Origin of the sequence: Azospirillum brasilense (genome assembly GCF_005222205.1) — a bacterium.
Lineage (GTDB): Bacteria > Pseudomonadota > Alphaproteobacteria > Azospirillales > Azospirillaceae > Azospirillum > Azospirillum brasilense_G.
The window spans coordinates 558510-578426 of sequence record NZ_CP032345.1 but is presented as its reverse complement, the minus strand read 5'-3'; the positions used below and the strand labels follow the sequence as shown (position 1 = coordinate 578426).

Sequence of the window (19917 nt, the reverse complement as noted above, 5' to 3'; positions counted from 1 at the left end):
AGGGGCAGCATGATCCGCCTGCTCGGCAGTGGTCTCATCAGCCCGCCGGCGGTCCGGCTCGACGGGCCGATCTGCTACATCCGCCCGCCGCTGCCGCGGGACTGGCGCGAATGGGCCGACCTGCGGGCGGACTCCCGCGCCTTCCTCACCCCCTGGGAGCCGACCTGGCCGGCCGACGCCCTGACCCGCGCCGCCTTCGGGCGCCGGCTGCGGCGGCAGGCCCAGGAATGGCGCGACGATCAGGGCTACAGCTTCCTCGTCTACGACCGTGCGACCGACCGGCTGGTCGGCGGGCTGGGGCTGACCAACCTGCGGCGCGGCGTGGCCCAGATGGCGACGCTCGGCTACTGGGTCGGACAGCCTTACGCGCGCAACGGCTACATGTCCGGTGCTACGCGGCTGGTGCTGGATTTCGCCTTCGGGCAATTGGGGCTGCACCGGGTCGAGGCCGCCTGCCTGCCGACCAACGCGCCCAGCCGCGGCCTGCTGGAAAAGGTCGGCTTCACCCACGAAGGCTACGCGCGCGGCTACCTGCGCATCGACGGGGTGTGGCGGGACCATGTCCTCTACGCCATCCTGCGCGAGGAATGGCGGGGCTAGCCCGTCCGGTCGGGGTGCCCCGACCCCAATTCCCAAGGCTTTGTCCCGGCCGGCTTAACCCGCGGTTAAGGGAGCCGGCGCAGGCTGACGGCATGTCCTTCGCATCTCATGAGGCGGATATGTCGTCGAACCCCACCTGGACGAAAGAAAATTCCCTGACTTACACCGTCGAGTTGGACGGGCGCCGCGTCGATCTGCGCTATGAGGCGTCGGGTTTCCAGAGCGGCTGGGCGGTCTACGCCGACAACGAGCTGGTCGAGCGGTGCAGCGAACTGATGCAGGCGCGCGGCCTCGCCCTGGCGATCGCCAGCAAGGGTCCGTAACCAAACTTTGATGAGAGGCCCCGCCGCGTGCCGTGCGGCGGGTCGTGCCCGTGACCGGGAGCGGACGCCGTCAGGCGTGCCCGGCCTCCGCCGACAGCATGGACAGGCTGACGCCGAGCTTGGCGATCGAGCGTTCCCACTTGGTGTCCAGTTCGGGATCGAACAGCAGCGACTCGTCGCAGGGCACGTTCAGCCAGCCGTTCGCCTGGATTTCCGCGTCCAACTGCCCCGGCCCCCAGCCGGCGTAGCCGAGCAGCAGGATGTTGCGGCGCGGCCCGCGGTCCTCGGAAATCGCGCGCAGGATGTCGATGGTCGCGGTCAGCGCCACCTCGTCGTCCACCACCAGCGTGCCGTCCCGCACGTAATCGGTCGAATGCAGGACGAATCCGCGCCCGGACTCCACGGGCCCGCCATAATGGACGGGCATGTTGGCGACCGGCTCCTGGATTTCGATCTCGAGCTGCTCCAGCAAATCCTCGAAGGTGACCGACCCGAACAGGCGATTGACGACGAGGCCCATGGCGCCGTCTTCGTTGTGGGCGCACATATAGATCACGGTCCGCTGAAAACGCGGGTCCGTCATGCCCGGCATGGCGATCAGCAACTGGCCGGTCAGATAGTCCGAGGACTTGGTCAGGTGCGGCATGGGCGCTATCCTTGTGTCGGGGGACGGGCGGACCGTTGGGCGGCCCGCCCGAAGCCGTCTTCGCCCGAGTGTGACAGCACGGGCCAAGCTTTGTCATCCATATACAGCCGCGGCCGATGGGCGGCCCGCTGCGTCTTGATATGAGAACAGTCGGTGCGATGAAAAGGTTTGTTCCGTTCCTGCTCGCCATCCTGGCCTTGGCCGCACCCGGAATGGGGAGGGCGGAGACCGGCGCCTGGGTCAAGTCCGGCCCGGTGGAGGCGCGGCTCGTCGCGTCGGTGCAGGGGGTGGGCGATCTCGCCAAAATCCCCCTGGGGCTGGAGGTCCGGCTGGAGCCGGGCTGGAAGACCTATTGGCGCACCCCGGGCGACGCCGGCTTCGCGCCGCGGCTGGACTGGTCGGAGTCGCGGAACCTCAAGGCGACGGAGCTGGTCTACCCCGCGCCGCACCGCTTCACCGTCCTGGGCTTCGAGACGGCGGGCTACGACGCGGAGGTGCTGTTCCCCGTCGCCGCCACCCCGGCGGAGCCCGGCAGGCCGCTCGACCTCGCGCTGAAGGCGGAGCTGCTGGTCTGCTCGACCATCTGCGTGCCGGAGATGGTGGCGCTGTCGCTGTCCATCCCCGAGGGGCCGGCGACGCCGGGGCCGTCGGCCAACGACATCGCCCGCGCCCAGTCCCTGGTGCCCGGCGACGGGCGGGCGTCCGGCCTGACCGTCACGGCGGTGCGCGGCCAGGGTGCCGCGCTGGAGGTCGAGGTCACCGCCCGCGAGCCGATGGTCGCACCCGACGTGTTCGTGGAGACCGACCCGCCGGTGACCTTCGCCGCTCCCAAGAGCCAGTTCCTCGACGGCGACCGGCGCGCGATCCTGCGGATGGACGCGACCGACCCGCCGCCCGGCCTTGACCTCGCCGGGCGGGCGATGACGCTGACCGTGGTGGACGGCAACCGGTCGGTCGAGGCTCCGGCGACCGCCGCGGCTGGGCTGGGGGGCGCCGGGGCGGCTCCGGCGGGGCTGCTGGCCATGCTGGGCGTCGCCCTGCTGGGCGGGCTGATCCTGAACCTGATGCCCTGCGTGCTGCCGGTGCTGTCGCTGAAGCTGCTGTCCATTGTTCAGCATGGCGGGCGGGCGCCCGCGGCGGTGCGCGCCGGCTTCCTGGCCTCGGCGGCGGGCATCCTGACCTCTTTCCTGATCCTCGCCGGGGCGCTGGTCGCGGTGAAGGCGGCGGGCGGTGCCGTGGGCTGGGGCATCCAGTTCCAGCAGCCGCTGTTCCTCGTCTTCATGGTCGTGCTGGTGACGCTGTTCGCCGCCAATCTGTGGGGCCTGTTCGAGCTTCCGCTGCCGCGCGCCGTGGCCGACCGGCTGGGTGGGCCGGAGGGGCAGGGGCTGGGAGGGCAATTCGCGACGGGTGCCTTCGCCACGCTGCTCGCCACGCCCTGCTCCGCGCCCTTCCTGGGGACGGCGGTGGGCTTCGCGCTGGCCCGCGGGGCGCTGGAGGTGTTCGCCATCTTCGCCGCGCTCGGCGTCGGGCTGGCATTGCCCTACCTGATGATCGCCGCCTTCCCGCGGGCCGCGCGCCTGCTGCCGCGCCCGGGGCGCTGGATGGTGGCGCTGCGCCAGGTGCTGGGCGGGGCGCTGGCCCTGACCGCGCTGTGGCTGCTGTCGGTGCTGGTCGTCCAGGTGGGCGAGGTGCCGGCGCTGGCCGTCGCCGTGCTGATGGGCGGGCTGGTCGCCTCGTTGTGGCTGGGCCGTCGGATGGCGGAAACGGCGCGCTGGGCCGGGGCGGCGCTGGCCGGGCTGCTCGCCCTGGTGGCTTTCGCGGTTCCCGCTGTCTTCGGCCCCTCCGCCGGGGCGGCCCCGGTGGCCGAGAGCACGGCGGCGCGCTGGACCGTCTTCGACGAGGCGGCGATCCGCGGGCAGGTGGCCGCCGGGCGGATCGTCTTCGTGGACGTCACCGCCGACTGGTGCATCACCTGCCAGGCGAACAAGAAGCTGGTGCTGAACCGCGGCACCGTCGCGCAACGGCTGGAGGACGCCGGGACGGTGACCGCCATGCGCGCCGACTGGACCCGCCCGGACGAGGCCATCGCCCGCTACCTTGCCCGACACGGACGCTATGGCATTCCCTTCAACATCGTCTATGGTCCGGGGGCTCCGGAGGGCATCGCCCTTCCGGAACTGCTGACCGAAGGCGCCGTCCTCGACGCGCTCGACCGGGCGTCCGGCAAGATCAAGAGCTGAAACACAAAAAATTGGGAGTTCAGGAGACATGACCATTCAAGTGGGCGACGCCATCCCGTCCGTCACGCTGAAGCATCTGACCGACAACGGGATGCAGGACGTCACCACCGACGCGCTGTTCAAGGGCAAGACGGTGGTGCTGTTCTCGGTGCCGGGCGCCTTCACCCCGACCTGCTCCGCCAAGCATCTGCCGGGCTTCGTCCAGAAGGCCGAGGATCTGAAGGCCAAGGGCGTGGACGACATCGTCTGCCTCGCCGTCAACGACCCCTTCGTGATGCGCGCCTGGGGTGAGAAGAACGGCGTCGGCGGCAAGGTCACCATGCTGCCGGACGGCAACGCCGCTTTGACCCAGGCGCTGGGCCTGACGATGGACGGCACAGGCTACGGCCTCGGCCTGCGCGGCCAGCGCTTCGCCCTGGTCGCCAAGGACGGCAAGGTGACCCATCTCGCCGTGGAGAAGCCGGGCCAGTTCGAGGTGTCCTCGGCCGAGGCCGTGCTGGGCGCCCTGTAAGAGGGCCTGAAATCCCTCTCCCGTCCCGGGAGAGGGGGCCCGCGCAGCGGGCGGGTGAGGGTCGTGCGAGGATCGATAATTGATTCTTGGCCGCACCCTCACCCTCCCGCCGCTCTGCGGCGGGTCCCTCCCTCTCCCGGGGCGGGAGAGGGCGTGTTTGCGGCGTCATCCCGCCGTCGTGCGGTCCCAGGTGGTGTCGGCCACGCCGCGCTCGCGCAGCTTCGCCTTCTGCACCTTGGCGGTCGGCGTCTTGGGGAAGGCGTCCACGATGTCGATGTAGCGGGGCTGGGCGTAGCGCGGCAACTCGCGCTCGGCGTAGGCGGCCACGGCCTCCGGCGTCAGGGTGGCGCCCGGCGCGGCGACCAGCGCGACCATGATTTCGTCCTCCGCCCCCGGAATGCCCGCCGGCACGGCGTAGGCGGCGACCTCCGCCACACCCTCCAGCCGCGACAGCACCGTCTCCACCTCGTAGGACGAGACGTTCTCGCCGCGTCGGCGGATGCAGTCCTTGATGCGGTCGACGAAGGTGACGTAGCCCTCCGCGTCCATCACCGCGGCGTCGCCGGTGTGGAACCACAGGTTCCGCCACGCCTCCACCGTCTTCTCGGGCATCCGGTGATAGCCGGACAGGAAGCCGAAGGCGGCCTTCGGGCGCACCATGACCTCGCCGACCTGACCGCGCGGCACCGGGATGTCGGTCTGCGGATCGCGGATCTCCACCTCGAAGTAACGGTCGTAGACCTTGCCGCAGGTGCCGGGGCGCGGCTTGCCCATCTCGGCGTAGAGGGGGATGTTCACCTCGGTCATGCCATAGAGGCTGATGACGTCGCGGACGCCGAAGCGCTCGCGCAGCACCCGCTCGGTGTCCGCCGGGTTGGGGGCGGCGCCGACGAGGCGCAGCGGGTGGTCGCGGTCGTCCGGGCGCGGCGGCTGGGCCACCACGAAGGCGGTGACGGCGCCCAGCGAGTTGGTCACCGTGCAGCCGTGGCGCCGGATGTCGTCGAGCCAGGAGGACGCGCTGAACCGCTCGCGCAGCACCGCCGACCCGCCGGAGATCATCGCGGCGTAGAGCTGCATGTAGAGCCCGTTGGCGTGGAACAGTGGCAGGCAGATGTAGAAGCGGTCTTCGTCGGTCAGCGCGAAATTGTCGATGGAGCCCAGCCCAAACAGGAAGCCGTGACCGTGCGGCATCAGCACGCCCTTCGACAGGCCGGTGGTGCCCGACGTGTACATGATGCAGGCGTCGTCGCCGGCGCGGGGCAGGGGGCCGTCGTAGGGGGCGGCGTCGCGCCAGCCTTCCAACGCGGTGTGCGGCGATCCTTGGGCGGCACCGGGCACCACAAGCCCGCGCAGCGCGGTCAGGCGGGGTGCGATGTCGGTGATCCGGTCGGCCAGGGAAGCGTCGACCACCGCCAGGGCCGCCCCGGCGTTTTCAAGCTGGTGCTCCAGGAAGCCGCCCTTCAGCTCGGTGTTCAGCGCGACCATGACGGCGCCCAGCCGCCCCAGCCCCAGCCACACGCGCACGAAGTCCAGCCCGTTCGGCAGCATCACCGCCACCGTGTCACCCGGCTTCACGCCCAGCCCCGCGAAGAAGCCGGCCACACGGCCCGCCTGCTCCTGCGCCTCGGCGTAGGTCAGGGACTCGCCGTTGTTCTCTTTGCCGGCGATCATCGTGACGAAGGTCTTGCCGCCGCGTTCAGCGGCCTGATGGGCCAGCACCTCGGGCAGCACCCAGCGGGCTTCGTTCCGCAAATGCGGATACATCTCGGTCTCCTCCCAACGATCTTTCGTCGTTCGTTATGGGAGGGAGCCTAGCGGGGCGGTGGGGCCGCCGTCCACAAACCCTTGAGGATGGCGGCCATTCGCCGGACGGGTCAGCCCCGCCCGGACTGCCGGACCTCGGCGACGCCCTGGCGGGCCAGCGCGTCGGCCCGCTCGTTCTCCGGATGGCCGGCATGGCCACGGACCCAGTGGAACTCGATCCGATGCTGCCGCTTCGCCTCGTCCAGGCGGCGCCACAAATCCTCGTTCTTCACCGGCTTCTTGTCGGCGGTCTTCCAGCCACGGGCCTTCCAGCCGTGAATCCACTGGGTGATGCCGTTCTTCACATATTCGCTGTCGGTGTAGAGCCGCACCTCCATCGGCCGCTTCAGCGCCTCCAGCGCCTGGATGGCGGCCATCAGCTCCATGCGGTTGTTGGTGGTGGCCGGCTCGCCGCCGTACAGCTCCTTCTCCACCCCGTTGTAGCGCAGGATGGCCCCCCAGCCGCCGGGGCCGGGGTTGCCGCTGCAGGCGCCGTCGGTGAAGATGTCGACGACCTTCGGCGCGCCCTTGTCGCCGCCGGTGCCGGTGTCCGTCGTGTCCGTCATGGCGTCAGACCTGATAGCTGCCGCCGTCGTCGAGCGCGTAGTCGCCGAGCCCGCGGACGGTCTGGTGGAAGCGCAGCTTGCGCAGATATTCCAGCGGGTCCTTCGGGCGCACGAAGGCCCCCGGCGGATGGTTCAGCCAGTCGTAGAGGCGCGTCAGCAGGAAGCGCAGGGCGCTGCCGCGGCACAGCCAGGGCAGGGCGGCCAGCTCCGCCGGCGACAGGGGGCGGACCTTCTGGTAGCTGGTCAGCAGCATCCGCGCCTTGGTGGCGTTGAACGACCCGTCGACCTCGAAGCACCAGGCGTTCATGCAGATCGCGATGTCGTAGGCCAGGAAATCGTTGCAGGCGAAGTAGAAGTCGATCAGGCCGGACAGTCCGTCGCCGCGGAAGAACACATTGTCTGGGAACAGGTCGGCGTGGATGACCCCGGACGGCAGGCCGGCGGGCCAGTTGGCCTCCAGCGCCGCAAGCTCCGCCTCCAGCGTGGCGCGCAGGTCGCGGGCCACCTCGTCGGCGCGCGGCGCGCATTTCCCGGCGAGGTCCTTCCAGCCGTCCAGCGACAGGGCGTTGGGACGCTCCATCCGGAAATCGGCGACGGCCAGATGCAGGCGGGCCAACGCCGTCCCCAGCTCCGCGCAGTGATGCGGCGTGATGCGGCGCGGCCACATGCCGGCCAGGAAAGTGACGATCACCGCCGGGCGCCCGGCCAGCTCGCGCAGGGCCAGGCCGTCCGTCCCCTGGACCGGCAGCGGGCAGGCGATGCCCTTGTCCGCCAGATGCTCCATCAGGCCCAGGAAGAAGGGCAGATCCTCCCGCCGGGTGCGCTTCTCATAGAGCGTCAGGATGTAGGGGCCGCGCTCCGTCACCAGGAGGAAGTTGGAATTCTCCACCCCCTCCGCGATGCCCTTGCAGGACAGGACGGCGCCCAGATCGTACTGGGCGATGAAAGCGTTCAGCTCGTCGTCGGTGACTTCGGTGTATACGGCCATGCCAGCGCCTTACCGGGATTCGGGGCGCCGGTCAATGCTGCCGCAACCGTTCACCCCAGGGCCGCTCACAGCGCTATGCCGTCGTAAAGCGCCGTCAGCGGAAGCTCCGCCCCGACGGAGGCCAGCGGCAGCGTGGCGTCCTCCGTGAAATCCTCGACGATCCAGCGCCGTCCGTCGCGGCGCCAGGGCTGCGCCCGGACGGCACGGCTGTCCACCGGAAGCCCCTCCTGCACGGAGAGGATCTGCATGTCGTCGATGTCCATTGTCTGGATGGCCGGCTTCCGGATGGCGGGCGCGCCCATGAACGTCTCCTTCGCGAAGGCCGGTCCCCGGATTATGCGTCCGCCGGGACCGGACGGGAAGGGGCGCCGCCGTCCAGCAGCGACTTCGGCAGCTTGAAGGTGATGTCCTCGAAGGCGGTGCGCAGCTCCTCCACCGTCACGGCGTAGCGGGCGCGGGCGGCCTCGATGACCTCCTCCACCAGCACTTCGGGGGCCGACGCGCCGGCGGTGATGCCCAGCGTGGCGACCCCGTCCAGAGCCGACCAGTCGATGTCCGCCGCGCGCTGGACGAGTTGGGCGCGCTGGCAGCCGTGGATCTTCGCCACCTCGACCAGCCGCTTGGAGTTGGAGGAGTTCGGCGCCCCCAGCACCAGCAGGGCGTCCACCTTCGGCGCGATGGCCTTCACCGCCTGCTGGCGGTTGGTGGTGGCGTAGCAGATGTCCTCCTTCTTCGGTCCGCCGATGGACGGGAAGCGGGCCTGGAGGGCGGCGACGATGCTGGCCGTCTCGTCCACCGACAGGGTGGTCTGGGTGGCGTAGGCGAGGTTCTCCGGGTCGTCCACCTGGACCGTCGCCACGTCCTCCACCGTCTCAACCAGAACCACGGCGCCCTTGGGCAACTGGCCCATGGTGCCGATCACCTCCGGGTGGCCGGCGTGGCCGATCAGCACGATCTGGCGGCCCTCGTTGAAGTGGCGCTCGGCCTCGCGGTGCACCTTGCTGACCAGCGGGCAGGTGGCGTCGAGGTAGAACAGGCCGCGCTGCTCCGCCGCCGCCGGGACCGACTTCGGCACGCCGTGGGCGGAGAAGACCACCGGCACCCCGTCGGGCACCTGATCCAGCTCGTCCACGAAGATGGCGCCCTTGGCCTCCAGGCTCTGCACCACGAATCGGTTGTGGACGATCTCGTGTCGGACATAGACGGGGGCGCCGAACCGCTCCAGCGCCACCTCCACGATCTGGATCGCGCGGTCCACGCCGGCGCAGAAGCCACGGGGGGCCGCGAGCAGGATGGTCAGGGGCGTCTGGGTCATGCGCGTCGTTCCGGTGTCTCGAAAAAGGGGTGTAGGGGTTCGTTCGTCGCAGCGGCGGCGTGGCCTTGTGCCGGCCCCACCGCTTCTCTAAAGTCGTGGCAGAACACACCCTTCCAACCGTTAGGCCAGACCGATGGACCGCCGCCGCGACCGTAATATAGGAACCCCCGCCCGGAAAAGCCCGCGGGCGCTTGCATTTGCGAGTCTGGGTGTTCTGGCGCTCACCGGCTGCTCCGGACTCGGGGGCGGCACCAACGCGCCGGCGGATGCGGCCCTGGCCTGTCCGAAGGTGTCCATCGTCCGCGATTTGGCGGAGGTCACCCAGTTCCGCAACGGCGGCGGGCGTGACCTGACGGACGTGACCTCCCGCGCGGCTCTGGCCGACTATTCCGGCAACTGCGACTACACCAGCGACGGCGTCACGGTGAACGTGAACGTCTTCCTGATCGCGGAGCGCGGGCCGGCCATGCAGGGCAACACGGCGAATTACCGCTATTTCGTCGCCGTCGCCAAGCCGGGCGAGGAGACGCCGACCACCAAGTCGGAGTTCGACACCTCCGTGACCTTCGACGCCGGCAAGCTCCGCTCCGGCAGCCGCGAGGAACTGGCCCCGAAGATTCCGCTGCCCAAGGACGCCAACGGCAAGGACTGGAAGATTTTCCTGGGCTTCCAGCTGACGCCAGAGCAATTGGCCTTCAATCGGGCGCAGATGAAGCAGTAAGCGGATAAGGGACGGGTGCTGAGCCGTTCTCTGAAGTGTTACGGAGTCCGTAAAACTCTATACGTCGCGTGTCAGTGCATTCCGAGCATTGCCGCCTGGAATGCAAGGCGCTGATAGCTTGGTTCTTGAATATAATGCTGTGGCTTCTGCTGTGCAGTCTGTTCCATGGGCTTTCCTGTATTCGTAAAATATTCGCTCTCCTGTCTTCTCTGTGGATAGTAAGCCCCGCCGAAATCGGCGGGGCTTGTTGGGAGGCAAATTGTTTTCCGAGCGTGGGGCGTTTCTTCTGTCTTGCTAACCGATTTTCTGAGCAAAGAAGTAAGTTAGCGATGGGGCGCCTAGGAAGGTTCCATTGGAACTCACATTTTGAGCGCCGCACATTTCAATGTAATCGGTAGTGCCGTTAAGATATACAATGTCCTCGACAGTGCTGTGAATGCGATTGCCGCCCGAACAACTGATGCCTCCATATGCGAAGCCCGCGCTGGCACCATTTAGTTTGAGTAGCACACCCAGCCATGTATCGTTGGTCATGGTCATGGCGATTTGAGCATAAATGAGATAATAGCCGGGGAAATTCGGCCTGAAGCAGTTGTTGGCTGCGTCGAAGCTGTTCCCAATGTCGATGGATGCATGCGATAGCATCACTTTCACAACGGTGGGATGCATTGGGACGCCTGTTTGATTCACCCCATTCAGACTTGCTCGGCACATCACCTGGGATGCCGTCGGCGGTGTCTGGTCGAACAACGCTCGCTCATCCACGATGACGGTGTTGGTGATGGCATCGGTGGTGGTCTGTAGTAACACCCGAGCGACCGGCAGTTTTCCCATAGGAATGGCTGGCGGAGTTAAATTGCTCATCGAACCGGTGACGACGGAAGCAACCCCTGTCGTACGGTCCACCACCACGCGGTCGATGCGGAAGCCAGAGACCGGCGGTGCGAAGGGGCCGACGACCTGCGCCTTCACTTCGGTCAGGGTGGTGCCGTTCAGCAGATAGCCGGGGTCGAGGGCGATGGTTAGATCAGGTGACACCTGGGCGTGCGGGGCGAAGGGGCCGACGATGCGCTGGGCGACGGCCCAATTAGCGGCGCTCTGCGACAGATCGGTCGGGTTGAAGGTTTGGACGGACATGGAACGCTCCTTGAAAGATTGGCGGTTCAGTGAGGAACCGCTGGGCAAATGGCTTCGCGGCGGGCGAAATTAGGACTATCATCCTCTCGTAAGATTTTAAATGCTGCAATACTCACATTTATAGATTAAAATCCTTGACACACCACGCCTGTCGCTGCGACTTCCCCCGTCCGATTCGCTTGGAAACGGGCTGGAAAGCGGCGGAAACGATGCCGTTCGTAGGACGCTTGCCTTAATGTCCGGGTCGGTTAGCCTTCGATGGTCCGCACTGGATTCAGCGATCAAACAAAGGACAGGACTCATGGCCAGCGCACCGGTCGCCGCGACCAAGGAACCCATCATCATCGAGCTGGAAGCCGGCAAGACCTATTGGTGGTGCCGCTGCGGGCGCAGCGCCAAGCAGCCGCTGTGCGACGGCAGCCACGCCGGCACCGGGCTGGAGCCGATGAAGTTCGCCCCCGCCACCTCCATGAAGGCGCGCTTCTGCGGCTGCAAGGCGACCAAGAAACCGCCTTTCTGCGACGGCAGCCATCTGGACCTGAAGTGAGCGTCGCCGGGACCCCAGCGAACCCCGATTGACATTCGCAAAGGTCCCGGTAGGTTAAGCGGCACAAGCCGACGATCCCTCGCGGGAGAGATCACTGGCCGGTTCACCGGACAGTGGCGCCGAAGGAGCAACCGCCCCGGAAACTCTCAGGCAAAAGGACCGCAAGGGGGATAAGGCAACTCTGGAAAGCAGCCCGGTCCGCGCACAGCGGATGACGGCTCACCGAAGGAGTAAACCGGTTGTCGAGGGTTGGACCCCGCCGGTGAATCTCTCAGGTCCAGGACAGAGGGGGCAGGACTCGCGCCAATCCCGGCGCGGGTTGTGCGACCCTATGTCGGAGGACCCGCGTGACCGAGGCTTCTGAGTCCCTCAAGACAACGCCGCTGCACAGCCTCCATCTGGAGCTGAAGGGCAAGATGGTGCCCTTCGCCGGCTACGACATGCCGGTGCAGTACCCGCTCGGCATCCTCAAGGAACACCAGCACACCCGCGCCAAGGCCGGGCTGTTCGACGTGTCGCACATGGGGCAGGTGCGCCTGACCGGCGAGGACCCGGCCGCCGCCCTGGAGACGCTGGTTCCCGGCGACATCAAAGGGCTGGCCCGTGGGCGCATGCGCTACACGCTGTTCCTGAACGAGCAGGGCGGCATCCTGGATGACCTTATGGTCACCAACGCCGGGGATCACCTGTTCCTGGTCGTCAACGCCGCCCGCAAGGACCATGACGTCGCCCACATGCGCGAGCGGCTGAAGGGCAAGGCCGAGGTGGAACTGCTGGACGACCTCGCTTTGATGGCCCTGCAGGGGCCGGAGGCCGCGGCGGTGCTCGGGCGCTTCATCCCCGAAGCGGCCACCATGAAATTCATGAGCTACCTGCCGGCCACCTTCGACGGCATCCCGGTCATCGTCACCCGCTCCGGCTACACGGGCGAGGACGGCTACGAAATCTCCTGCGACAAGTCCGACGCCGAGACCATTGCCCGCGCCCTGCTGGCCGAGGGCGAGGTCGAGGCCATCGGGCTGGGTGCCCGCGATTCGCTGCGGCTGGAGGCCGGCCTCTGCCTCTACGGCCACGACATCGACGAGACGACGACGCCGGTCGAAGCCGGGCTGGAATGGGCGCTGTCCAAGCGCCGCCGGGAGGAGGGCGGCTTTCCCGGCTACGCCATCATCAAGGACCAGCTCGCCAACGGCGCCCCGCGCCGCCGTGTCGGCCTGCAGCCGGAAGGCCGCCAGCCGGCCCGCGAGCACACCGACGTCTGCGACGCGGACGGACAAAAGATCGGCGAGGTGACCAGCGGCGGCTTCGGCCCCACCGCCTCGGCCCCGGTCGCCATGGGCTATGTGGACCGCGCGCACGCCGCCGTGGGCACGCCGGTGCAGCTCATGGTCCGCGGCAAGCCGCTGGCCGCCAAGGTCGCCGCCATGCCCTTCGTGCCGCAGCGCTACTACCGCGGCTGACCAAACAAACACTGAGCGAACAGGGGACAACCATGACCATCAAGTACACCAAGGACCATGAGTGGGTCCGCGTCGAGGGCGATGTCGGCACCGTCGGCGTCAGCGACCACGCCCAGCACCAGCTCGGCGACGTCGTGTTCGTGGAACTGCCGGACGTCGGCCGCCAGCTCGCCCAGGGCAAGGAAGCCGCCGTCGTGGAGTCGGTGAAGGCCGCCAGCGACGTGTTCGCCCCGGTCTCCGGCGAGGTGATCGAGGCCAACGCCGATCTGGAGAACGACCCGTCGCTGGTCAACGCCGGGGCCGAGACCACGGGTTGGTTCTTCAAGCTGCGCCTCAGCAACCCGGCGGAGCTGGACGGGCTGATGGACGAAGCGGCCTACAAGGCCTTCGTGGAAGGGCAAGCCTGAGATGCGCTACCTGCCCCTGACCGAGGCCGACCGGCGCTCCATGCTGGAGGCCATCGGCGTGCCGTCGGTGGACGAGCTGTTCCGCGACGTGCCCGAGGCGGCCCGCCTCTCCGGCCCGATCGAGGGGCTGTCCAACCATATGGGCGAGCTTGAGGTCGATCGCGCCCTGTCGGCGATGGCGGGGAAGAACCTGCCCGCCGGCAGCGTGCCGAGCTTCCTCGGCGCCGGTGCCTACCGCCACCACATCCCGGCGACGGTGGACCATCTGGTGCAGCGCGGCGAGTTCCTGACCGCCTACACCCCGTACCAGCCGGAGGTGAGCCAGGGCACGCTGCAGGTCCTGTTCGAGTTCCAGACCCAGGTCTCGCTGCTGACCGGCATGGACGTCGCCAACGCCTCCATGTACGACGGCGCCACCGCCTGCGCGGAAGCCGTGATGATGGCCAACCGCGTCACCCGCCGGAAGAAGGCGGTGCTGTCCGGCGGCCTGCACCCGCATTACCGCGACACCACGACGACCGACGCCCGCTTCATCGGCTTCGAGACGGTGGTGATGCCGCCGGCCCCGACGGGCGGCGAGGACCTGCTGGCCGCGGTCGATGGCGACACCTCCTGCGTCGTCGTGCAGAACCCCGATGTGTTCGGCCATGTCCGCGACTACACGGAGCTGGGCAAGGCCTGCCAGGCCAAGGGCGCCCTGCTGATCGTCGTGGTGACGGAGGCCGTGTCGCTCGGCCTGCTGACCCCGCCGGGGGAGATGGGCGCCGACATCGTGGCGGCGGAGGGCCAGTCGCTGGGCAACGCGCTGAACTTCGGCGGCCCCTATGTCGGGCTGTTCGCGGTGAAGGAGAAGCTGGTCCGCCAGATGCCGGGTCGCCTCTGCGGCCAGACGGTGGACGCCGACGGGCGGCGCGGCTTCGTGCTGACGCTGTCCACCCGCGAGCAGCACATCCGCCGCGAGAAGGCGACCTCGAACATCTGCACCAACTCCGGCCTGTGCGCGCTGGCCTTCTCCATCCACCTCAGCCTGCTCGGGGAGGAGGGCTTCACCCGGCTCGCCGAGATCAACCACGCCAAGGCCGTTCAACTGGCTGACAAGCTGGCGGCGGTGACGGGTGTCGAGATCGTCAACGGCAGCTTCTTCAACGAATTCACGGTCAAGCTGCCGAAGCCGGCCGCGGAGGTCGTGGAGGCGCTGGCGCAACGCGGCATCCTGGGCGGCGTTCCGGCCTCCCGCCTGTTTGGCGGCGGGCTCGACGACCTGCTGATCGTGGCCGCCACCGAGACCAACACCGAGTCCGACATGGACGCCTTCGCCACCGCCCTCGCCGAGGTTCTGTGATGAGCATGAACAACCAGGGTCGCCCAACTCATATCTCCGGGGGCATCCAGAATTCGGACAGCGCCGTTCCGCAGACCGTCACCGGCAACCGCGGCCTTCAGATCGAGGAGCCGCTGATCTTCGAACAGGACAGCGCCGGGCGTTGCGGCGTCGACCTGCCGGAGGTCCCCGCGGTGGACTCGCGTCTGGGCGCCGTCAAGCCGCGCGGCCGGATCGGCCTGCCGGGCCTCGCCGAGCCACAGGTGGTCCGCCACTACACCCGCCTGTCGCAGAAGAACTACGCCATCGACAGCGGCCTGTACCCGCTCGGCTCCTGCACGATGAAGCACAACCCGCGCCTCAACGAGAAGATGGCGCGGCTGCCGGGCTTCGCCGACGTGCACCCGCTCCAGCCCGAAAGCACGGTGCAGGGGGCGCTGGAGCTGATGGCGGAGCTTGGCCGCTGGCTCGCCACGCTGACCGGCATGGCGGCGGTGACGCTGGCCCCGGCGGCGGGCGCGCACGGCGAGATGTGCGGCATCATGGCGATCCGCTCCGCCCATGACGCCAAGGGCGACCATTCTGGAAATGGGGGCGGCCGCACCAAGATCCTCGTCCCGGAAAGCGCCCACGGCACCAACCCGGCGACCGCCGCCGCCTGCGGCTACGCCGTCGAGGCAATTCCGGCGACCGAGGACGGGCGCGTCGATCTGGAGGCGCTGAAGGCCAAGCTCGGTCCCGACGTGGCCGGCCTGATGCTGACCAACCCGAACACCTGCGGCCTGTTCGAGCGCGACATCATCACCATCGCCGAGGCGGTGCACGCGGCGGGCGCCTATTTCTACTGCGACGGCGCCAACTTCAACGCCATCGTCGGGCGGGTGCGCCCGGCCGACCTCGGCATCGACGTGATGCACATCAACCTGCACAAGACCTTCTCCACCCCGCACGGCGGCGGTGGTCCGGGCTCCGGCCCGGTGGTCTTCGCGGAGTCGCTGGCCCCCTACGTTCCGGTGCCCTACGTGGTGCAGGACAAGGGCGGCGCCTTCCGTCTGGTGGAGCAGGCCGGCGACGGCCCGGCCTTCGGGCGGATGAAGGCGTTCCACGGCCAGATGGGCATGTTCGTCCGCGCGCTCGCCTACATGATGAGCCATGGCGCCGATGGCCTGCGGCAGGTGGCGAACGACGCGGTGCTCAACGCGAACTACCTGCTGGCCCGCCTGCAGGACGTGATGACGCCCTCCTTCGACGGGCCGTGCATGCACGAATGCCTGTTCGACGACCGCTTCCTGAAGGGGACGGGGGTGACCACGCTCGACATCGCCAAGGCGCTGATCGACGAGGGCTTCCACCCGATGACCATGTACTTCCCGCTGGTCGTGCACGGCGCCCTGCTGATCGAGCCGACCGAGACCGAGTCGAAGGCCAGCCTGGACCAGTTCGTCACCGCCCTGCGCGCCCTGGCGGAGCGGGCCAAGTCCGGCGACGTGGCGTATTTCCAGGGCGCCCCGCGACTGACCCCGCGCCGCCGCCTCGACGAGACCGCCGCGGCGCGCAAGCCGGTGCTGCGGTGGACGCCTGCGGTGGAGCCGGAGAAGGTCGCGGCGGAGTAAGGTCTTGCCCCCTCCCTAACCCTCCCCCGCTTCGCAGGGGAGGGGACAAACTCCCTCTCCTGCGAAGCGGGGGAGGGAAGGGGCCCATGCGAAGCATGGGAAGGGTGGGGGCAACAGGCAAGCGCGGTGGGGGCAAGCCCCTCACCGCTGATCCAGCTTCACCTCGATGCGCCGGTTCCGGGCGAGCGCTTCGTCGCTGGTGCCGGGGTCGAGCGGCTGATACTCGCCAAAACCGGCGGCGGCCAGACGGTCCGCCGGAATGCCCTGGTCGATCAGGAACTTGACGACCGAGATCGCGCGCGCCGCCGACAGCTCCCAGTTCGAGGCGAACTGGATGCGCACCGGGCGCGAGTCGGTGTGGCCGTCCACGCGAAGCACCCAGTTGATGTCCGGCGGGATCGTCCGGCCGATCGCGATCAGCGTGCGCGCCAGCTCCGCCAGCCGTTGCTTGCCGGCCTCCTCCAAAGTCGCCGAGCCGGAGGGGAACAGAAGTTCCGACTGGAAAACGAAGCGGTCGCCGACGATGCGCACGTCGGGGCGGTTGCCCAGCGCCTCGCGCACCCGCCCGAAGAACTCCGAGCGGTAGCGGGCGAGGTCCTGCACCTTGGCGGCCAGCGCCTGATTGAGCCGCGAGCCGAGTTCGGCGATCTGGACCTGCTGCTCCTCCGACTTCTTCTCCGAGATCTCCAGCGCGGCGCCGATGCGGGCGAGCTGGTCGCGCAGGGCGGCCATCTGCCGGTTCAGCAGGTCGACCTGCTCGTTCGCCTTGCCGGTCGCGCCCTGCTCGGTGGACAGGGAGGCCATCAGTTCGGTGATTCGGATGTCGCGCTTCTCGATGTCCTTCTGCGCGAGCATCGTCTTCTCGTCGGCGCTGGCGAGCCGCGTTTCCAGCGCCTTGGAACGGTCGCGCTCCCCGCCCAGCTCGGCCAGCAGGGCTTGGCGCTGCTCCTCGGTCAGGTGCTGTTGCGCGGCGGCGGCGGCCAGTTCGCCTTCCAACTTGGTCCGGGCCTCGCGCAGCGCCTTCAGGTCCGCCTGGAGGCTGGCGGCCTCGGCCAGTTTCAGCTCGATGGTTTCCTTGTCGGCGCGGATCGTGCGCTGCAACTCCTCCGCCGCGCGGGTGGCGTGGTCGAGGTCGCCCTGGAGCGTGGCGATGCGGCCGGTCATGGTGTCCCGCGCCGCGACGGACCCCTGAAGCTCCGCCGAAAGCTGGGCGACGTTGATGCGCAGGTCGGCGTTGGCGTCCCGCTCCAGCGCCAGCAGGTCGTTCAGCTCCGCCACCTTGCGGTTCAGGCTGCCGAGCTGCTCGTCACGCCCGGTCAGGGCGGTCGCCATGTAGAACTGGGCGACGACGAAGATCATCAGCAGGAAGATGACCACCATGACGAGGGACGACAGCGCGTCCACCCATCCGGGCCATGCGCTGGCCTCGCGGTGGCCGTTGCGGCGGCTGATGCTGGGCATGGCGGGGTGTCCCTCCGGCGATTGGAACCCCTCTCCCGCCTCGGGAGAGGGAGGGGCCCGCCGCAATGCGGCGGGAGGGTGAGGGTGCGGCACGGAGGACGCGCTGATCCTTGCCTGTACCCTCACCCGGCCGCTTTGCGGCCACCCTCTCCCGGGACGGGAGAGGGGAGACAGGTCAGCGCTGTTCCGATTCTTCGGCCAGGGCGGCGATGGTGCGGGCCAGCAGCTTGATCTCGCTGCGGATCTCCTGCACCGCCTGGACCCGGCCCGTGGACGACTCCTCGACCATGCGGGCGAGGTAGATGTCCATGTTGCGCAGATGCTGGCGCGAGGCGTCGTCGAAGCCGCCGATGGCCGCGTCGGACAGCCGGTCGAGCAGCCCCTTCATCTCCAGCTGGCTCTCGCCGAGGCGCAGGAGGAGCTGCTGTTCGGCGCGCATCTGGTCGGTCAGCGTGGTGAGCCGTTCGGTCAGCGCCATCAGGTTGGCGTTGGCCGAGCGGCGGCCTTCCTCGGCGGTGGCGACGGTGCGCTGGAGCGAGTCGAGGTTTTCCGCCGTCTGTTCCAGGAGCGCCGTCAGATAGGCGGGCATCGACTGGTCGCCGGTCTCCAGGCTGCCGCCGGCCCCGCTGGAGAGGCGGGTGGCGCCGGACAGCCAGTCCTCGACGTCCTGGAAGAAGCGGTTGTGCGCCTGGCTGGCCTGAAGCTCCAGGAAGCCCAGAACCAGCGAGCCCGCCAGACCGAACAGCGAGGAGCTGAAGGCCGTGCCCATGCCGGTCAGCGGCGCCTCCAGCCCGTGCTGGAGGTTGCTGAACATCGCCCCGACGTCGCCGCCCTGCACCGACAGCCCGCCGATCACCGAGCCGACCGACTGCACCGTGTGCAGCAGGCCCCAGAAGGTGCCGAGCAGGCCGAGGAAGATCAGCAGACCGATCAGGTAGCGCGACAGCTCCCGCGACTCGTCGAGCCGCGAGGCGATGCCGTCGAGCAGCGAGCGCATCGACAGCGCCGACAGGGTCAGCCGGCCGCGCCGCTCCCGGAGCATGCGCGCCATCGGGGCGAGCAGCACCGGCTCCGGCGCGGCGACGGCGGGGTTGCCGGACTGGAAATGCTCCAGCCACGCCACCTCGGGCCGCAGCATCAGAACCTGGCGGAAGATGAACAGGATGCCGGCGAGCAGCGTGCCGAGGATCAGCCCGTTCAGCGCCGGGTTGTTCATGAAGGCGGCGCGCAGGGCCGGGAACAGCAGGGCCGTCACGCTTCCCACGACCACCAGGAAGAGGATCATCCGTGTCAGGAAGCGCTCCGGGCGCGTCATCGGGGAAGGCTCCTCAAGAGGGTGGGACGACGGGGCGATGGCGGCCATGGGCACTCTCGTCCAGGGGAAGGGGCAGGCGTCGGTACAGGTTACAGAGAGCGGCTCACTGGTTCAGGAACTCCACGTCCAGCCGATCCGGCGCGCCGCCCGCCGCCTCCATACCCAGGGCGCGGATGTCGACGCGCGTGCTGGCGATGCCGGCGGTCCCCAGCCGTTCGCGCACGGCCAGCGCGCGGGCGAGCGACAGCTGCCGCGCCTCGCGCGCCGTCTCCGGCGTGCCGCTGGCGTAGGAACGGATCTGCAGGCGAAGCTGCGGGTTGGCGTTCATGCGCTCCGCGATGGCGTTCAGACGCGTCTGGGCCGGTTCGGGCAAAGCGGTGGCGGTGCCGTCGAACAGAACGGTCAGCGGCTCCATGCGGGGCTGGGCGGGTGCTGCGGGCGCCTTCGGAGTCGGCGGCGGCAAGGCGGCGGTCTGGGTCCGGTCGGGCGGCGGCGATGCCGCCGGCCGGTTCGCGGCCGGGACCGGAGGCGCGCCTTCCGGCAGGGCCGGCGGCGGTGGCGTGGGACCGATCGAAATCTGCGGCAGGTCCGGCGCCGTCATCAGGGTCGGCGCCCGGAAGACGGGCGGCGGCGGCGGGGCCGGCGGCGGGAAGATGTCGGGCCGCGGCGGGATCGGCAGCGGCTGCGCGTTCTCCAACGTCAGCCCGCCCGTGTTGGCGGCGGCGGTCTGGGGCGGGGCGGCGCTGGTCTGGGGCGGCGCGCCGCCGGGGGAGGAGCAGGCGGTCGCGGCCAGGGACAGCGCCACGGCCGCGGCGGCGGGGAGGACGCGCAGGGGTACCGACCGCCCGGCGGGCGCGTTCGGAGAACGGCTCATGCGTCCGACAATCCTCATGGTGACCAGCGCGTTGTTCCCAGTGACACGGAAAAGCGTTGGTACCATAGC

Annotated in this window: 20 protein-coding genes and 1 riboswitch; of the genes, 10 read left to right on the top strand and 10 right to left on the bottom strand. The window is 68.9% G+C overall.

All coding sequences use genetic code 11. The annotated features are described in order from the left end of the window. Positions 1–9: 9 nt before the first annotated feature. Together D3869_RS02940 and D3869_RS02935 are read left to right on the top strand one after the other, a co-directional pair. Positions 10–600, top strand: a complete 591-nt coding sequence (locus D3869_RS02940) for a GNAT family N-acetyltransferase (RefSeq protein ID WP_014240843.1) — start codon at positions 10–12, stop codon at positions 598–600. Between the two features lie 119 nt (positions 601–719). Beyond that, complete coding sequence (locus D3869_RS02935) at positions 720–923, top strand: hypothetical protein (protein WP_137138882.1); 204 nt, start codon at positions 720–722, stop codon at positions 921–923. A 70-nt stretch (positions 924–993) separates the two neighbouring features. On the opposite strand, the gene D3869_RS02930 is transcribed toward D3869_RS02935, so the two are convergent. After that, positions 994–1569 carry a YqgE/AlgH family protein gene (locus D3869_RS02930; protein WP_094302889.1) on the bottom strand — a complete coding sequence of 192 codons (576 nt, stop codon included), beginning with the start codon at positions 1567–1569 and terminating at the stop codon, positions 994–996. Between the two features lie 158 nt (positions 1570–1727). On the opposite strand from D3869_RS02930, the gene D3869_RS02925 reads away from it, so the two are divergent. Both D3869_RS02925 and D3869_RS02920 read left to right on the top strand, forming a co-directional pair. Continuing rightward, the gene (locus tag D3869_RS02925; RefSeq protein WP_137138881.1) at positions 1728–3809 is read left to right on the top strand and encodes a protein-disulfide reductase DsbD family protein; all 2082 of its coding nucleotides are present in this window, start codon (positions 1728–1730) and stop codon (positions 3807–3809) included. A 28-nt stretch (positions 3810–3837) separates the two neighbouring features. Beyond that, positions 3838–4320, top strand: coding sequence for a peroxiredoxin (locus tag D3869_RS02920; protein ID WP_038527122.1), 483 nt, complete (start codon positions 3838–3840; stop codon positions 4318–4320). Between the two features lie 165 nt (positions 4321–4485). Here the strand turns inward: D3869_RS02920 and D3869_RS02915 are convergent, their stop codons facing one another. The 5 genes from D3869_RS02915 to ispH form a co-directional block, all read right to left on the bottom strand. Then, positions 4486–6084, bottom strand: coding sequence for an AMP-binding protein (locus D3869_RS02915; protein ID WP_137138880.1), 1599 nt, complete (start codon positions 6082–6084; stop codon positions 4486–4488). Between the two features lie 110 nt (positions 6085–6194). Then, positions 6195–6689 (bottom strand): ribonuclease HI, encoded by a 495-nt coding sequence (gene rnhA / locus D3869_RS02910; RefSeq protein WP_137138879.1) that lies wholly within the window; start codon positions 6687–6689, stop codon positions 6195–6197. Between the two features lie 4 nt (positions 6690–6693). Next, positions 6694–7677: a homoserine kinase gene (locus D3869_RS02905; RefSeq protein ID WP_103039978.1), complete on the bottom strand. Its 984-nt coding sequence runs from the start codon at positions 7675–7677 to the stop codon at positions 6694–6696. A 65-nt stretch (positions 7678–7742) separates the two neighbouring features. After that, positions 7743–7979, bottom strand: coding sequence for a hypothetical protein (locus D3869_RS02900; protein WP_137138878.1), 237 nt, complete (start codon positions 7977–7979; stop codon positions 7743–7745). Positions 7980–8011: 32 nt separating this feature from the next. Next, positions 8012–8992 carry a 4-hydroxy-3-methylbut-2-enyl diphosphate reductase gene (gene ispH / locus D3869_RS02895; RefSeq protein ID WP_137138877.1) on the bottom strand — a complete coding sequence of 327 codons (981 nt, stop codon included), beginning with the start codon at positions 8990–8992 and terminating at the stop codon, positions 8012–8014. Between the two features lie 133 nt (positions 8993–9125). On the opposite strand from ispH, the gene D3869_RS02890 reads away from it, so the two are divergent. Then, complete coding sequence (locus D3869_RS02890) at positions 9126–9713, top strand: hypothetical protein (RefSeq protein WP_137138876.1); 588 nt, start codon at positions 9126–9128, stop codon at positions 9711–9713. A gap of 294 nt (positions 9714–10007) precedes the next feature. Here D3869_RS02890 and D3869_RS02885 read toward each other — a convergent pair whose 3' ends face one another. Next, on the bottom strand, positions 10008–10850 hold the full coding sequence (locus tag D3869_RS02885) for a hypothetical protein (protein WP_137138875.1): 843 nt from the start codon (positions 10848–10850) through the stop codon (positions 10008–10010). A 301-nt stretch (positions 10851–11151) separates the two neighbouring features. On the opposite strand from D3869_RS02885, the gene D3869_RS02880 reads away from it, so the two are divergent. The 5 genes from D3869_RS02880 (at position 11152) to gcvPB (ending at position 16198) form a co-directional block, all read left to right on the top strand. Continuing rightward, a complete protein-coding gene (locus D3869_RS02880) occupies positions 11152–11397 on the top strand; it encodes a CDGSH iron-sulfur domain-containing protein (protein ID WP_035674770.1) in 246 nt (81 codons plus the stop codon). Between the two features lie 72 nt (positions 11398–11469). Beyond that, a riboswitch (glycine riboswitch) is annotated at positions 11470–11569 on the top strand. 175 nt (positions 11570–11744) lie between these two features. Further along, a complete protein-coding gene (gene gcvT / locus D3869_RS02875; protein WP_137138874.1) occupies positions 11745–12857 on the top strand; it encodes a glycine cleavage system aminomethyltransferase GcvT in 1113 nt (370 codons plus the stop codon). A 32-nt stretch (positions 12858–12889) separates the two neighbouring features. Next, positions 12890–13264 (top strand): glycine cleavage system protein GcvH, encoded by a 375-nt coding sequence (gene gcvH / locus D3869_RS02870; RefSeq protein WP_038527146.1) that lies wholly within the window; start codon positions 12890–12892, stop codon positions 13262–13264. Position 13265: 1 nt separating this feature from the next. Beyond that, entirely contained in the window at positions 13266–14606 is a 1341-nt protein-coding gene (gene gcvPA / locus D3869_RS02865) for an aminomethyl-transferring glycine dehydrogenase subunit GcvPA (protein WP_137138873.1), read from the top strand. After that, on the top strand, positions 14606–16198 hold the full coding sequence (gene gcvPB / locus D3869_RS02860; protein WP_137138872.1) for an aminomethyl-transferring glycine dehydrogenase subunit GcvPB: 1593 nt from the start codon (positions 14606–14608) through the stop codon (positions 16196–16198). The genes gcvPA and gcvPB overlap by 1 nt, the downstream gene beginning before the upstream one ends. Before the next feature lie 141 nt (positions 16199–16339). Here gcvPB and D3869_RS02855 read toward each other — a convergent pair whose 3' ends face one another. The 3 genes from D3869_RS02855 to D3869_RS02845 form a co-directional block, all read right to left on the bottom strand. After that, a complete protein-coding gene (locus D3869_RS02855) occupies positions 16340–17659 on the bottom strand; it encodes a peptidoglycan -binding protein (RefSeq protein ID WP_137138871.1) in 1320 nt (439 codons plus the stop codon). A 175-nt stretch (positions 17660–17834) separates the two neighbouring features. Beyond that, positions 17835–19022: a hypothetical protein gene (locus D3869_RS02850; RefSeq protein WP_051657798.1), complete on the bottom strand. Its 1188-nt coding sequence runs from the start codon at positions 19020–19022 to the stop codon at positions 17835–17837. 55 nt (positions 19023–19077) lie between these two features. Continuing rightward, positions 19078–19848, bottom strand: coding sequence for an OmpA family protein (locus tag D3869_RS02845; protein WP_175426391.1), 771 nt, complete (start codon positions 19846–19848; stop codon positions 19078–19080). Positions 19849–19917 lie beyond the last annotated feature (69 nt).

Excerpts from the sequence above, each read along its gene's own strand:
- D3869_RS02905 (WP_103039978.1), bottom strand. The coding sequence starts at position 7,677 with ATGGCCGTATACACCGAAGTCACCGACGACGAGCTGAACGCTTTCATC.
- D3869_RS02850 (WP_051657798.1), bottom strand. The coding sequence starts at position 19,022 with ATGGCCGCCATCGCCCCGTCGTCCCACCCTCTTGAGGAGCCTTCCCCG.
- gcvPA (WP_137138873.1), top strand. The coding sequence starts at position 13,266 with ATGCGCTACCTGCCCCTGACCGAGGCCGACCGGCGCTCCATGCTGGAG.
- D3869_RS02900 (WP_137138878.1), bottom strand. The coding sequence starts at position 7,979 with ATGGGCGCGCCCGCCATCCGGAAGCCGGCCATCCAGACAATGGACATC.
- D3869_RS02890 (WP_137138876.1), top strand. The coding sequence starts at position 9,126 with ATGGACCGCCGCCGCGACCGTAATATAGGAACCCCCGCCCGGAAAAGC.
- D3869_RS02920 (WP_038527122.1), top strand. The coding sequence starts at position 3,838 with ATGACCATTCAAGTGGGCGACGCCATCCCGTCCGTCACGCTGAAGCAT.
- rnhA (WP_137138879.1), bottom strand. The coding sequence starts at position 6,689 with ATGACGGACACGACGGACACCGGCACCGGCGGCGACAAGGGCGCGCCG.
- ispH (WP_137138877.1), bottom strand. The coding sequence starts at position 8,992 with ATGACCCAGACGCCCCTGACCATCCTGCTCGCGGCCCCCCGTGGCTTC.
- D3869_RS02940 (WP_014240843.1), top strand. The coding sequence starts at position 10 with ATGATCCGCCTGCTCGGCAGTGGTCTCATCAGCCCGCCGGCGGTCCGG.
- D3869_RS02915 (WP_137138880.1), bottom strand. The coding sequence starts at position 6,084 with ATGTATCCGCATTTGCGGAACGAAGCCCGCTGGGTGCTGCCCGAGGTG.
- D3869_RS02885 (WP_137138875.1), bottom strand. The coding sequence starts at position 10,850 with ATGTCCGTCCAAACCTTCAACCCGACCGATCTGTCGCAGAGCGCCGCT.
- gcvPB (WP_137138872.1), top strand. The coding sequence starts at position 14,606 with ATGAGCATGAACAACCAGGGTCGCCCAACTCATATCTCCGGGGGCATC.
- D3869_RS02855 (WP_137138871.1), bottom strand. The coding sequence starts at position 17,659 with ATGCCCAGCATCAGCCGCCGCAACGGCCACCGCGAGGCCAGCGCATGG.
- D3869_RS02930 (WP_094302889.1), bottom strand. The coding sequence starts at position 1,569 with ATGCCGCACCTGACCAAGTCCTCGGACTATCTGACCGGCCAGTTGCTG.
- D3869_RS02845 (WP_175426391.1), bottom strand. The coding sequence starts at position 19,848 with ATGAGCCGTTCTCCGAACGCGCCCGCCGGGCGGTCGGTACCCCTGCGC.
- D3869_RS02935 (WP_137138882.1), top strand. The coding sequence starts at position 720 with ATGTCGTCGAACCCCACCTGGACGAAAGAAAATTCCCTGACTTACACC.
- D3869_RS02925 (WP_137138881.1), top strand. The coding sequence starts at position 1,728 with ATGAAAAGGTTTGTTCCGTTCCTGCTCGCCATCCTGGCCTTGGCCGCA.
- gcvH (WP_038527146.1), top strand. The coding sequence starts at position 12,890 with ATGACCATCAAGTACACCAAGGACCATGAGTGGGTCCGCGTCGAGGGC.
- D3869_RS02880 (WP_035674770.1), top strand. The coding sequence starts at position 11,152 with ATGGCCAGCGCACCGGTCGCCGCGACCAAGGAACCCATCATCATCGAG.